At 66.1% G+C, this 13186-nt stretch carries 14 protein-coding genes and 1 tRNA gene; 3 read left to right on the top strand and 12 right to left on the bottom strand.

Going from position 1 to position 13186, the window contains the following annotated elements:
* Positions 1 to 69 precede the first annotated feature (69 nt).
* Positions 70 to 2055, top strand: a complete 1986-nt coding sequence (locus ACFPO9_RS26250; protein WP_379777090.1) for a helicase-related protein — start codon at positions 70 to 72, stop codon at positions 2053 to 2055.
* A gap of 7 nt (positions 2056 to 2062) precedes the next feature.
* Here ACFPO9_RS26250 and ACFPO9_RS26245 read toward each other — a convergent pair whose 3' ends face one another.
* The 8 genes from ACFPO9_RS26245 to ACFPO9_RS26210 all read right to left on the bottom strand — a co-directional run bounded on the left by ACFPO9_RS26245 (position 2063) and on the right by ACFPO9_RS26210 (position 7328).
* Entirely contained in the window at positions 2063 to 2761 is a 699-nt protein-coding gene (locus ACFPO9_RS26245) for an MgtC/SapB family protein (protein ID WP_379777088.1), read from the bottom strand.
* Between the two features lie 60 nt (positions 2762 to 2821).
* Positions 2822 to 3037, bottom strand: coding sequence for a hypothetical protein (locus ACFPO9_RS26240; RefSeq protein WP_379777086.1), 216 nt, complete (start codon positions 3035 to 3037; stop codon positions 2822 to 2824).
* 35 nt (positions 3038 to 3072) lie between these two features.
* Complete coding sequence (locus ACFPO9_RS26235) at positions 3073 to 3705, bottom strand: hypothetical protein (protein ID WP_379777083.1); 633 nt, start codon at positions 3703 to 3705, stop codon at positions 3073 to 3075.
* Between the two features lie 116 nt (positions 3706 to 3821).
* Complete coding sequence (locus tag ACFPO9_RS26230; protein WP_379777080.1) at positions 3822 to 4343, bottom strand: TlpA disulfide reductase family protein; 522 nt, start codon at positions 4341 to 4343, stop codon at positions 3822 to 3824.
* Between the two features lie 64 nt (positions 4344 to 4407).
* Positions 4408 to 5037 (bottom strand): BON domain-containing protein, encoded by a 630-nt coding sequence (locus ACFPO9_RS26225; RefSeq protein WP_379777077.1) that lies wholly within the window; start codon positions 5035 to 5037, stop codon positions 4408 to 4410.
* A complete protein-coding gene (locus ACFPO9_RS26220; RefSeq protein WP_379777074.1) occupies positions 5027 to 5623 on the bottom strand; it encodes a phosphoheptose isomerase in 597 nt (198 codons plus the stop codon). The genes ACFPO9_RS26225 and ACFPO9_RS26220 overlap by 11 nt, the downstream gene beginning before the upstream one ends.
* Before the next feature lie 63 nt (positions 5624 to 5686).
* On the bottom strand, positions 5687 to 6049 hold the full coding sequence (locus ACFPO9_RS26215) for a YraN family protein (RefSeq protein ID WP_379777071.1): 363 nt from the start codon (positions 6047 to 6049) through the stop codon (positions 5687 to 5689).
* Position 6050: 1 nt separating this feature from the next.
* Positions 6051 to 7328 (bottom strand): penicillin-binding protein activator, encoded by a 1278-nt coding sequence (locus ACFPO9_RS26210; RefSeq protein ID WP_379777068.1) that lies wholly within the window; start codon positions 7326 to 7328, stop codon positions 6051 to 6053.
* Between the two features lie 10 nt (positions 7329 to 7338).
* On the opposite strand from ACFPO9_RS26210, the gene rsmI reads away from it, so the two are divergent.
* Positions 7339 to 8247, top strand: coding sequence for a 16S rRNA (cytidine(1402)-2'-O)-methyltransferase (rsmI, locus tag ACFPO9_RS26205; protein WP_379777065.1), 909 nt, complete (start codon positions 7339 to 7341; stop codon positions 8245 to 8247).
* A gap of 34 nt (positions 8248 to 8281) precedes the next feature.
* On the opposite strand, the gene ACFPO9_RS26200 is transcribed toward rsmI, so the two are convergent.
* Positions 8282 to 8911, bottom strand: a complete 630-nt coding sequence (locus ACFPO9_RS26200) for a hypothetical protein (RefSeq protein WP_379777062.1) — start codon at positions 8909 to 8911, stop codon at positions 8282 to 8284.
* A gap of 89 nt (positions 8912 to 9000) precedes the next feature.
* Here ACFPO9_RS26200 and ACFPO9_RS26195 point away from each other — a divergent pair.
* Positions 9001 to 9077 (top strand) — tRNA-Pro (locus tag ACFPO9_RS26195).
* 97 nt (positions 9078 to 9174) lie between these two features.
* Here ACFPO9_RS26195 and ACFPO9_RS26190 read toward each other — a convergent pair.
* Genes ACFPO9_RS26190 through ACFPO9_RS26180 form a run of 3 tightly spaced genes read right to left on the bottom strand, consistent with a single transcriptional unit; the run spans position 9175 to position 13074 of the window.
* Entirely contained in the window at positions 9175 to 10083 is a 909-nt protein-coding gene (locus ACFPO9_RS26190) for a hydroxymethylglutaryl-CoA lyase (protein ID WP_379777060.1), read from the bottom strand.
* Positions 10084 to 10086: 3 nt separating this feature from the next.
* The gene (locus ACFPO9_RS26185) at positions 10087 to 11016 is read right to left on the bottom strand and encodes a 2-hydroxyacid dehydrogenase (protein WP_379777056.1); all 930 of its coding nucleotides are present in this window, start codon (positions 11014 to 11016) and stop codon (positions 10087 to 10089) included.
* Positions 11017 to 11025: 9 nt separating this feature from the next.
* Positions 11026 to 13074: an acetyl/propionyl/methylcrotonyl-CoA carboxylase subunit alpha gene (locus tag ACFPO9_RS26180; protein WP_379777053.1), complete on the bottom strand. Its 2049-nt coding sequence runs from the start codon at positions 13072 to 13074 to the stop codon at positions 11026 to 11028.
* Between the last annotated feature and the right edge of the window lie 112 nt (positions 13075 to 13186).

The following is a 13186-nucleotide window of genomic DNA, read 5'->3' as shown; positions in this document are numbered from 1 at the left end:
TTTTGTATCCGCCGCAACAAACACCTTCCGCGATATAGTGCTACCTACTCAATATTGCATGATTTGCACATGAGCAATCCCCGTTTTCACACCGCCCCTGACGACGATACCCAGGACGACGACGCCTTCCTCGAGCGCGAACTGAAACTGCAGGAGCGCGGCGCCGAACTGGTCAAGATGGAAGGTCGCGTATTTGTCCGCTTCGGTGGGGCCGTGCGCGTGGACGGCCTGCACGTCGACTACCGCCTGGTGCCGGCGCGCGGCGTGCTGGCCAAGCCGAGCAAGTGGCGCAAAATGGATTTAAGCGCCCGCCGTGAACTCGTCGAGGAACGCGCCACCCGCGACGCCATGGACGACCTGAACCAGGAAGTCGAGGAATTCGTCCGCAAAATCGCCGACCAGTGCGATGACGCCGGCTTCGACCCGATGCTGTTCCTGCACGTGCTGGAAGAACTGGAAACCTCGGAGCCGGCCGAATATGTGTTCGAGCGCATCCAGCAGCGCCTCGAGCACGCCGTCGAGCGCGACCAGGAAGAGCGCCACGCCGCGCGCACCAAGGAAAGCATCAACCTGGCGGAATATCCGCAATCCTTCGAAGTCGCCAGCAAGATGGCGCGCCGCTTCATCGCCCTGCTGGGCCCGACCAACTCCGGTAAAACCCACCGTGCGATGGAAGCGCTGGCCGAGGCCGACAGCGGCGTCTACCTGGCGCCGCTGCGCCTGCTGGCGCTGGAAAACTACGAGCGCCTGCAGGGCGTGGTGGACGAGGATGGGAAACCGCTGGCGGTCAGCCTGATCACGGGCGAAGAGCGGCGCCTGGCCGAGAACGCGACCCACGTCGCCAGCACGGTCGAGATGCTGGACACGAAAACGCCGGTAGCCGTGGCGGTGATCGACGAAATCCAGATGCTGGCCGACCGCGACCGCGGCGCCGCCTGGACCGCGGCGGTGTGCGGCGCACCGGCCTCGACCGTCTACCTGGTCGGGGCGCCGGAAGCGCGGCGCGCGATCGAGGCGCTGGCCGAGCGCCTGGAATGCCCGCTCGAAGTCCACGTCCTGAAACGCAAGGCGCCGTTGTCGATGGAAGCCGGGGCCGTGCGCAAGATCCGCAACCTGCGGCGCGGCGACGCCGTCATCGCTTTTTCACGGCGCGACGTGCTGATGTGGCGCGACATGATCACGGAGATCGGCCTGTCGGTGGCGACCGTCTACGGCAATCTGTCGCCGGAAGTGCGGCGCGCCCAGGCCGAGCGCTTCCGCGAGGGCCAGGCCGACATCGTGGTCGGCACCGATGCGCTGGCCATGGGCCTGAACATGCCGATCCAGCGTATCGTGATGACGACCGCGGTGAAATACAACGGCGTCGAGGAAGAAGAAATCTCGGCCGCGCTGGCCAGGCAGATCGCCGGCCGCGCGGGGCGCTACGGCGTGCACGAGGAAGGTTTCGTCGCCGGTTATGACGACGATACCCACGACACCATGCGCGCCCTGATGAAGGAAAAGATCCCGCCCGTCAAAGCCAGCGGCTTCGCGGTCGCGCCATCGCTGGAACAATTGCACCGCATCGCCTCGGTGACCGGAGAAACATCGCTGGTGAAACTGCTGCGCCGTTTCGTGCACAACATCGACGTGCCGGACGGCTTCTTCTACCCGCGCATCACGGAAGAACAGAACGAGCGCGCCGAGTGGCTCGATACCCTCGATTTGTCGGTGGCCGAAAAATTCACGATGTCGCTGGTGCCGATCTCGACCCGCGTGCCGACGCTGGAGAACGCCTGGACGCATTGGGCGCAGTCGCTGGCGAAAAAGAAAATCTGCAAGCTCCAGCCTCACCCGCAAGAAATGTTCTGGCAGAACCTGCAGGAAGTCGAGGACACCTGCCGCATGTACTCCGCCTATGCCTGGCTGGGTTACCGGATGCCGGACTTCTTCCCGAGTATCGAACTGGCGCAGCAACTGGCGCGCGAGGCGTCGGAGCGGGTGGATTCGCTGTTGCAGCAGCAGAATGCGGCGGCGCGTAAAAAGCAGTCCAAAAAGGAAAGAGGCAGGTGGTAGGCGGGCGCTAACGGCCGCGCCGTTCCTGCGGTCCCTTTGCGTCCAGCTTGAGGACACCAGGAACGCGCTGCAGTTTGTCGAGCAGGATACGGAAATCGTTCTCGGACATGCGCGAGAACGCGATCAGCACGTCGTCCAGGTTGGACCCGTCGCCCTGCTGCTGGACGATGAAGGTGCTGATGCGGCTGGTGGCGGCGCCGATTTCCTTTTCCAGCACGTGCAGCGTCAAACGTCCCCGTTCCGCGGAAATCATCACTTCGCGCTTCTGCCTGGAAGAGAAATACCAGCGTTCCAGCGGCTTGATGCCGGCCAGGATGATCAGGATGATGACGGTGGCCGAGCCGGCGGCCACGTACAGACCGCCGCCAGTGGCCAGGCCGACCGCCGCCACCGTCCACAGGCTGGCTGCGGTGGTGAGGCCGCGCACGATCTCGCCGCGCAGGAGGATGGAGCCGGCGCCCAGGAAACCGATGCCCGACACCACTTGCGCCGCCACGCGGGAAGGATCGAGCGAGACGTGTTCGTGCTCGAGCACGTCCATGAAGCCATGGGCCGAGACGATCATGAACAGGCAGGAGCCGACGCACACCAGCATGTGGGTACGCAGGCCGGCGGCCCAGGAAAGACGCTCGCGTTCGAAGCCGATCGCGCCGCCGAGCAGCGCCGCCATGCCAAGACGTGTTATCAGTTCAAGGTGGGAAAGCAATGTGGTCCTCGGTCAAACCGTCGAGCCATCTTAGCACGCACTGCAGGGCAGGCCTCGTCCTCAACCCGGCGCCTGGGGCCGAACGACCTTCCCCACCGCCTCCAGCCACTCTTCCCAAAGCGCCGGATCCCGCGTCTGCCCATCCGGTCCCAGCTTGTACTCGCTCACCAGATCCGCCAGGTCGCTGGACTCGGTCAGCTCCACTTCGCGCTGGAGAAAGGCCAGCATGGCCCGGTAAGCCTGCTCGACCGTCATCGTGTCGTGCGCTGCATTCATGTTCGATCTCCTTCGATGACCGCAGCTTACCGCGATCAGGGCCGGCAGCGCGCCGCAATCCCGGCGCCGTCCGCACCCGCCACCGGGATGTCCGAGGGCGGCGTGCCATTGCCCAGCACCATGGTGGTGCCGCCGACATAGCGCAGCGGCAGTTCCTCGCCCGCGTAATCGCTCAGGGCCTGCGGGACGTAGATCGCGAAGCGGTAATCGAGGTTCGTATAAAAGCCATGCCGGAACACCTGGCTGGGCGGGCCCTCGTGGATCTCGGCCGCGATGGCGTCGACGATGGCCGCGGTGTCGGTGCGCGTGTTCAGGGCTATCGAGTCGTCCAGCCGCAGGGTGTAGGGGCGCAGCGGGCCGAAGCGGCGGCCGCCGAACTGCACGCGGAAGCGGTCGATGTCGTAGTAGAAGGCCGGCACTTTTGCGCCGGTGACGTCGATGCTGCACAGGACGAATACGGCCCAGAAGCCCTGCGATTCCAGCGGCTGCACGAAGTGGATCGCCTCATTGCGGCGCAGGAGCACCGGGTTGCGGAAGTCGATCCGGTGCACGTTGGCGACGTGCTGGTAATGCAGGATGACGGTGTTGCGCAGTCCGGGGTCCACGCTCGTGCAGCCCGCCGCCAGCAGGCAGGAAAGCAATAGCAGGGACTTGATCGGCTTGCGCATGGGGGTCTCCAGCGAACGCGTCAAGCTTGGACCAGCCGGGCGGGGTGAGTTTGCGGGAAGTCAGGGGTGCGCGGGGAAAATGTAGGGTGGGCACACCGTGCCCACGCGAACGTCGCTCAGCCTGCCACCAGCGATTTCTGCAGCAGCAAATGCAGCGAGGCGAAATCCGGCTCGCCCAAATAGCGCTTGAGGATCTTGCCGTCCTTGCCGATGACGAAGGTGGTCGGCGTCATGGCCACGTCGCCGAACTGCTTGGCCAGGTCGCCGCCGGAATCGAGCGCGACCTTGAACGGCAGCTTGCGGGTCTCGGCATAGTTCAGGACATAGTTGGGCGGATCGTAGCTCATCGCGACGGCGACGAATTCCAGGCCTTGCCCCTTGAACTTGTTGTAGGTCTCGACCATCTGCGGCATTTCCTTCACGCAGGTGGCGCAGGAGGTAGCCCAGAAATTGACCATCACGACCTTGCCGCGCAAGTCCTGCGAGCTGATCTTCTGGCCGTCGATGCTGATGAAGGTGACGTCGGGCGCCTGCTGGCGGCCGAAGACGGCGACACCGGCGCCGGCGGCAATGGCCACCATGGCAGCGCCGATGGCGAGGAACTTGCGCCGCGAGGGGCGGGGGGCAGGGGCGGTCATGGCTTCATCTCATCAAGGAGCGGGCGACGGATCATTATAAATCCGTCACCGTTTGCTTGCTGGATTACTGGGCAGCCTGGGGCGGCGACTGCGGCTGCATCGCGCGCAGGTCTTCTTCGCTGATGTACTCGAACATCTTGGTGACGCGCATGACACCGGACACGCCCTGCGCTACCTGGGCGGCAATATTGCCTTCGCGCTGGGTGACCAGGCCCATCAGGTAGACGTTGCCGCGCTCGGTCACGACCTGGAAGGAGTTCGCCGAGACGGTCTTCTTGTCGGCCAGGCTGAGTTTCACCTTGCTGGTGATCAGGGCGTCGCTGGAGCGCGAGGTGTAGCTCGACGGGCCGGCAACGATCAGCTCGTTGATCACGTTGTCGACGTTGGCAATGCCGCGTATTTCGTTCTCGACCGCGCGCTTCATGGCGTCGTCGCGCACCTCGCCGGTCAGCAGCACCTTGCGGTTGTAGCTGTTGACGTTGACGTGACCGGCGTCGCCGACGACCTGCGGCAGACGGGTTGCGGCCTTCACCTCGATGCCCTTGTCTTCGGTCTGGGTACCCAGGGTACGGCGATCAGTGCTCGCCATCGCGCCGGCGACCATGCCACCGGCAACCACGGCCACGCAGCCTTGCAGCGAGACCAGCACGGAACCGAGGAGGACGGCGGTCAGGACGGCTTTCTTAACTTGCATCTTCTTCTCCGAACAAGGCGACGTCGATGCCGTCGCAGATACTGTGGATCGCCACCAGATGCACTTCCTGGATGCGCGCGGTGCGGCTGTGCTGCACATTGATATGCACGTCGGCCTCGGTCAGCAGCGCGCCCAGCTTGCCGCCGTCCTTGCCGGTCAGGGCGACGACGCGCATCTCGCGCTCGAGCGCCGCTTCGGCGGCCGCCAGCACGTTGGCGGAATTGCCGGAGGTCGAAATCGCCAGCAGGATGTCGCCGGCCTGGCCCAGGGCCTGGACCTGCTTGCTGAAGATCTGGTTGAAGCTGTAGTCGTTGCCGACCGCCGTGATGATCGAGGTGTCGCAGCTCAGCGAGATCGCCGGCAGCGGGAAACGCTCGCGCTCGAAGCGGCCGACCAGCTCGGCAGCGAAGTGCTGGGCATCGCCGGCGGAACCGCCATTGCCGCATGCCAGGATCTTGTTGCCGTTGGACAGCGCATTGAACATCAGTTCAATGGCGTTGGAAATGGGTTGTGCCAGCAGCTGGCCCGACTTCAATTTGAGTTCGGCGCTTTCCTGGAAATGGGCGAGGATGCGTTGAGTATTCATGGTCGAAGATTATAGTGCAGCGGCAAGGTCCACCGCGCAAGTGGGGTAAAAAATGCTTACATTTCAGGCGGCTTCGATGGCGTTCCGTAACCATTCCAGCTGGACGCCATCGATGGCGACAACGTCGATGCGGCAGGGCGGCAGGCGCCTGAAACGCTGCAAATACACCTGGGCGGCGCGCAGGATGCGGCGGATTTTTGCCGGGGTGATGCTGGCGGCGGCCCCGCCGCGGCGACGGTCGGCGCGCTGGCGTACCTCGACGAAGACCAGGGTCTCGCCCTCGCGCATGACAAGGTCGATCTCACCCAATTTACACCGGAAGTTCGCTTCGATCAGCACTAAACCGTGGCGTTGAAGATACGCCAGCGCCGATTCTTCCCCTTTTCGACCCTGTTCCTGCTTTTGCGACAGGCGGGCCGGCCACATCTCAGGGGCCCGCGTCGACGGGTTCGAAGTTGCCGTTGCGGTAAACGGCCATGGCTTCGCGCCGCTGCAGGCGCGGGCCCTTGGGATCGACCTCCAGGCGGCCAGTGACACCGTCGATGACGAAGGGGCCGCCCGGGCGCAGGGCCAGCTCGCGCGCGACCAGGAATGCGTCGATGCCGAGCGCGTACAGGCGGCTCATGGTCAGCGGCTGTTCGGCGTCGAGCGGACGCGGGTAGACCATCACCGCGCGGTGGTCCGGGCGCACCAGCCAGGGCAGGTCGACCACGCGCAGGCCTTCCAGCTCGCCGATCGCCGCGCCGGGGGCCGCGCGGCCCGGATTGCCGGCGCTGCCGGTGTAGCAGGGAATCGCGGCGCCGCTCTGGGCGCGCACCTGGCGCAGCTCGACCACGTCGAGCGCGGCGAACAGCAGCTCGGGCGGATCGACGTCCAGGCGCGCTTTCAGGTCGCCGATGACGCCCTGGTCGACGCGGCCGTCGGTGGAGGGGACGTCGAAACGCTGGCCCGTATGGCCGAGCTCGTTCCAGCGCGCCTGGAAGGCGGCCGCCGCACGCTGGGCCCAGGGCGCGTTACCGGTGAGGATCAGCACCCGGCCCTGCGGATGTTCGCGCGCCGCCCATTCGGCGGCTTGCCTGGCTTCGTCCTCGATCGAGAGACCGGCGACCAGCATGCCGCGCGGGAGGTTTCCGCGTGGCTCGGGATGGTTCAGGGCAACCGTGGTACGGCTGACACCGCCGGTGGCCAGCGCGCTGACGGCGGGGCGGGCCAGCGGGCCGACCACGACCTCGTGCGAGGCGGCGGCATCGGCATAGGAAGCGAGCGTGCCGCCGGTGCTGTCGTCGGTGGCCACGAGGTCGACCGTGACGCCGGCGCCGTCGCGCTCGACACTGGCCATGAAGCCGGCGCGTACCGCTGCCGCGGCGCCGCCCAGGCTGGACGAATTCATCGGCAGCAGCAGGGCGATGCGGACCGGGCCGGCGCCCCTGGCGGCAGGCGCGGCGCCGGCCCCGGGTTCCTGGCCCGGCAGCAGGATGGGCGCGGTCTGCACCGGCGAGGTTTCCACTTCGCGCGGCGGCGGCGCGTAGGCCGGCGCGCGCGCGGGTTCGGGTTCCGGGCAGGCGTAATCGCCGCTGCGGGGACTTGTGTTTGCGCCCTTGGGCGCGCACAATCCCTGCGGCTCGTCCAGGCTCACCGTGCTGCAGCCGGCCAGCAGCAGGAATGTCAGTCCCGCGCCCAGCGCTTTGAGTTTTTTAATCAGCATCCGATCCCCCATGACCGCCATTCAGTCCAGCCAGATCGCCCAATTGCCCGTCTTGGGTGAGGCAGCCCAGCAGTCCTATCCTACCGCAACGCTCTACGTGGTGGCCACACCGATCGGCAACGTCACCGACATCACCCTGCGCGCCCTGCACGTGCTGCTGATCGCCGACGTCGTCGCCTGCGAGGACACGCGCAAGACCGGCGCCCTGCTGACGCGCTTCGGCCTGAACAAGCAGATGGTGGCGGCGCACCAGCACAACGAACGCGAAGCGGCCGAAAAGCTGATCCAGCGCCTGCTCGCGGGCGAACGCGTGGCCCTGGTGTCGGACGCCGGCACACCGGCCGTGTCGGACCCCGGCGCGCGCATCGTCGACGCCGTGCGCAAGGCCGGCCTGCAAGTGGTGCCGGTGCCCGGCGCCTCGGCGTCGGTGGCGGCGCTGTCGGCCAGCGGCTTCGTGAACGACCGCTTCCATTTTGTCGGATTCCTGCCGGCGAAGGCGAAGCAGCGCGAAACGGAACTGGCCCAGCTCAAACTCGATACCTCGACCCTCGTCATCTATGAGGCGCCGCACCGCATCACCGACTGCGTCGAGGCACTGGCTGCGGTATTCGAGCCGACCCGCCAGGTCGTGTTCGCGCGCGAGCTGACCAAGATGTTCGAAGAAATCCACCGCTGCCCGCTGAGCGAGGCGCTGGCCTGGGTCAAGGCCGACCAGAACCGCGAGCGCGGCGAATTCGTGGTGCTGGTGGAAGGCGCGGCGCCGTCGGCAGACGAAGGGGCGGCCGAGGCGGAGCGGATTTTGCAGATTTTGTTGACGGAGTGCTCGGTGAAGCAGGCGGCGAATCTGGCGGCGCAGATTACGGGGCGGAAGAAGAATGCTTTGTATGAGCGGGCGCTGCAAATCAAAGGCGACGCCTGAAACGTCGTTTACGCGCTAACAATGCACGCTCGCGCTACCACTTGCAGCCACTATCCTTCTTATCCATCGCCAGGAAAATCGGCGCCAATAAACCCCCCGGCACCCCATCCTTGCAATCCGGCCGCCTGGCCCCCTTGATGCCCCGCTCCAGTTTCGATTCGGTCTGCAAAGGCGGTGGCGGTAAACGTTCCAGCGCGGTGCCCACCTTGGCCGGATCCGGCTCGTTGGCCACCCTGCGTGCGACATTGCGCGCCGCATCCAGGTTGAAGCGCGGCGTGTCTCTGGATGCCGTATCCGCAGGCGGCGGCGTTTCGACCGCAAAAGGTTTTTCTTCCGATGCCGCCGGCTGCGGCGCTACGGCGATGATGCGGCGTGGCGTGCGCGGCGCCGGTTTGGCTGGCGCCTCGGCCTGTTTCGGCGGACGCACGGGTTCGGTCACCAGCGGTTTTTCCGGCGCAGCCTGCAGGCGCACGGTGAGCGGTTCGCTGACGGCTGCGGGCAAGGCCGACGGCTGCGGCTGGCGGTAAATGGCCAGCAGCAGTGCGTGCACGGCCAGCGAGATGGCGATGCCCGCCGCCACGCGTGTCGTGGTCTGACGGTCAGGCAGGCTTGTCATGCCGGTATTCGGCAATCCGTCGATTACAGCGTTCATGTGCAGCTCCATCGATTCCTGTGCCGGAAAGCCTCAACCGTGCACATTCGCGGGCGCTGTCCTTGACCGCTACCATTGCGAAAGGGTATTATTGCTGTCTTCGGAGTGTAGCGCAGCCCGGTAGCGCACCTGGTTTGGGACCAGGGGGTCCAAGGTTCGAATCCTTGTACTCCGACCAAGTATACCGAAAAGGCCGACAGTGAAAGCTGTCGGCCTTTTTCATTTCCGCGTCGTAGCGACAACGTGGGCTCCCTGTGCCCACGCTCACACGAAAATCAGCCCGCCCGCTTCGCCAGCAGCGCATTCCCCGCACGGCTCACGCCCTTGCGTCCCAGCTGCTGCGAAATGAAGGCGCCCGCATCCACCACCTGGTCCAGGTCGATGCCGGTCTCGATACCGAGCCCGTTCAACATGTACACCACGTCTTCGGTGGCGACGTTGCCGGTCGCGCCCTTCGCATACGGGCAGCCGCCCAGGCCGGACACCGACGAATGGAAGATGGACACGCCCACTTCCAGGCTGGCGTAAATATTCGCCAGGGCCTGGCCGTAGGTATCGTGGAAGTGACCGGAGATGCCCTCCAGCCGGAACGCGTGCGCCGCCGTCTCCATCACCGCCTGCGTCTTGCGCGGGGTCGAGACGCCGATCGTATCCGCGATGTCGATCTCGTCGCAGCCCAGGTCGCGCATGCGGCCCACCACGTCGGCGACGGCGTCCAGCGGCACTTCGCCCTGGTAGGGGCAGCCGAAGGAGCAGCTGATGCTGCCGCGCAGGCGCAGGCCGCGCTCCTTGGCGGCCTTTGCGACGCTCTCGAAGCGCGCGATCGATTCGGCGATCGAACAGTTGATGTTCTTTTGCGAGAAGGCTTCCGAGGCCGAGCCGAAGATCACCACTTCATCGGCCTTGCTTGCCAGCGCCGCCTCGAAGCCCTGCATGTTCGGCGTCAGCGCGGAATAGATGGTGCCTGCGCGGCGCGCGATGCCGGCCATGACCTCGGCACTGGTGGCCATCTGCGGCACCCACTTCGGCGAGACGAAGGAAGCTGCCTCGATGTTCGTAAAACCGGCGCGCGACAGGCGGTCGACCAGCTCGATCTTTACCGCGGCGGAGACGTTCTCCTTTTCGTTCTGCAGGCCGTCGCGCGGGCCGACTTCGACGATCTTGACTTGTTTGGGCAGGTTCATTTTCTAGTATCCCCGGTTGCGGTCGACCACGTCGGCGACGTGCTCTCCCTGTTCCAGCAGTGTGATCTTGTGCGCGATCTGGCGCACGGCTTCCTCGCGGATCGTGAGCGCCGAGATGTGCGGCGTAATGGTGATGCGTGCTTCGTCCCAGAACGGATGCGGCGCCGGCAGCGGTTCGTTGCGGAACACGTCCAGCGTGGCGCCCGCGATGTGGCCAGAGCGGATCAGCGCCAGCAGGTCCGGCTCGGCGACCTGGGCGCCGCGCGCGACGTTGATGACATAGGCGCCTTCGGGCAGCGCCGACAGCCGCGCGCGGTCCAGCAGGTTGTTCGTCTCCGGCGTCAACGGCAGCATGCTGACCAGCACGCGCGTGCCGGACAGGAAATCGTCGAGCGCCTCCATCCCGGCAAAGCAGTCCACGCCCGGCAGATCCCTGGCCGTGCGGCTCCAGCCGCGCACCGGAAAACCGAGCTGGCGCAGCGCCTGCACCACCGGGATGCCGAGTTTGCCGAGCCCCAGCACGCCGACCGTGAATTCTTCCTTTTGACGCGCGGCCAGCGGATTCCAGATGCCCTGGCGCGCCTGCTGCTCGTATTCGTCGAAGCGGCGGAAGTAGCGCAGTACCGCGTACGCCACATACTCCGCCATCTGCGCGCCCATGCCGGCGTCGCCGAGGCGGATCACCGGCACGTCGGGCAGCGCGTCGCCGAATTTCAGGATGGCGTCGACGCCCGCGCCCATCAGGAAGATCGCTTTGACACGCGACAGCTGGTCGAGCAGGGCCGGCACGGGCGCCCACAGGACCGCGTAGTCGCAGGCGTCGAGGCTTTGTCCCTCTTGCCAGGTGACCGTCTCGGCCCGCGGCAGCGCCTGCGCGAAATCGCGCGCCCACGGCTCGATCACGCCGTCGCCGCGGTACAGGAGGATGCGCATAGTCGCCTCTTACGCGGCGGCCTTGAAGGCCAGCAGCGGCGCACCGTCGGCCACCTGGTCGCCGACCTGGTACAGGATCTCTTCGACCAGGCCATCGCTCGGCGCCGCGATCGTGTGCTCCATCTTCATCGCTTCCATGATCACCAGCGGTTCGCCCTTCTTGACGGTCTGGCCGTCCTTCGCGATCACGGCGACCACCTTGCCGGGCATCGGCGCGGTCAGGCGGCCGCCCGCCGCTTCGGTTTCGCCCGCGTGCGCCATCGGATCGGCGTAGTGCAGCGTGGTGTGCTGGCCGCCGGTGAACACGTGCAGCAGTTCGCCGTCGCGGCGCACGGTGCCGTGCAGGGCCGTGCCGTCGAGGCGGATCGCGTATTCGCCGCCGTTCTTCGATACCAGCGCCAGCGGGTGGGCCGCGCCGTCGAGGTCCAGCACCCAGCCGTGCGGGTGGTAAGCCAGTTTCAGGTCGTAGGTCTTGGCGTCCAGCGTGGCGCTGTACTCGTCGCCGAAGGAGAGCTGGCGGCGGTAGGTGCCGTTCATGCGCCAGCCGTGGGTGCTGGTCCACGGATCGGCCGGATTGGCCGACACGGATAAAGCCTGCTCGGCGTCGGCCAGCGCGACCGCGGCCAGGGCCAGCGCGCCTTTAGTCGCAGGCGCGGCGGCCGGGAACAGGGAGGCGCCGTTACGCTCGATCAGGCCCGTATCCAGGTCGGCGCTGGAGAAGGCTTGCCCCTCCACCAGGCGCTTGAGGAAGGCGATATTCGTGGCCAGGCCGACGATGTGGAACTCGGACAGCGCCTGCGCCATGCGCGACAGCGCCTGGGTGCGGTCCGCGCCCCAGACGATCAGCTTGGCGATCATCGGGTCGTAGAAGGGAGAAATGGCATCGCCTTCGCGTACGCCCGAATCGATGCGCACGCCGGCCGGCGCCGCATTTGCACCACTTCCCGAACCGCCCAGTTCGAACGACACATGCGCCGGCACGTCCATGAAGCGCAGCGTGCCGATCGAAGGCAGGAAACCTTTTTCCGGATTCTCGGCGTAGACGCGCGCCTCGATCGCATGGCCGTGGATCGCCAGCTCATGCTGCTGCTTCGGCAGCGGTTCGCCAAAGGCCACGCGCAGCTGCCATTCGACCAGGTCGGTCCCGGTGATCATCTCGGTGACCGGGTGTTCGACCTGCAGGCGCGTGTTCATCTCCATGAAGTAGAAGGAGCCGTCCTGGTTGGCGATGAACTCGACGGTGCCGGCGCCGACGTAGCCGACCGCGCGCGCGGCCGCGACAGCCGCTTCACCCATCGCCGCGCGGCGCTCGAGCGTCATGCCCGGCGCCGGCGCTTCTTCCAGCACCTTCTGGTGGCGGCGCTGTACCGAGCAGTCGCGCTCGTGCAGGTAGACGCAGTTGCCGTGCTTGTCCGCGAAGACCTGGATCTCGATGTGGCGCGGGCGGGTCAGGTATTTCTCGGCCAGCACCTTGTCGTCGCCGAAGGAGGAGATGGCCTCGCGCTTGCAGGAGGCCAGCGCGGCCTGGAAATCTTCCGAACGCTCCACCACGCGCATGCCCTTGCCGCCGCCACCGGCGCTGGCCTTCAGCAGCACCGGATAGCCGATGCGGTTCGCCTCGCTCTGCAGCAGCTCCGGATCCTGGTCGTCGCCGTGATAGCCCGGCACCAGCGGCACATTGGCCTGTTCCATCAGCTGCTTGGCCGCCGACTTCGATCCCATCGCACGCATCGACGAACCCGGCGGGCCGATGAAGACCAGGCCGGCCGCCTCGCAGGCTTCGGCGAATTCCGCGTTCTCGGACAGGAAGCCGTAGCCCGGGTGGATGGCCTGGGCGCCGGTGGCCTTCGCGACTTCGAGGATCTTGTCGCCGCGCAGATAGCTGTCCTTGGCCGCGGCCGCGCCGATCAAGACCGCCTCATCGCAGACCGCGACATGCTTCGCGCCGGCGTCGGCTTCCGAGTAGACGGCAACGGTACGGATGCCCATGCGGCGCGCGGTGGCGGCGACACGGCAGGCGATTTCGCCACGGTTGGCGATGAGGATCTTGGTGAACATGTGGTGTCTCGTCTGTTTATGTTTATAAGAGTTAGCCTTAAGACCGTCATTCCCGCGAAGGCGGGAATCCAAGTTCTGCATGCGTCTCGACTGCTCACGCAAACTTGGGTTC

Origin of the sequence: Massilia aerilata (assembly GCF_042656905.1) — a bacterium.
Lineage (GTDB): Bacteria > Pseudomonadota > Gammaproteobacteria > Burkholderiales > Burkholderiaceae_D > Telluria > Telluria aerilata.
This window is presented reverse-complemented; position numbering and strand designations above follow the sequence as displayed.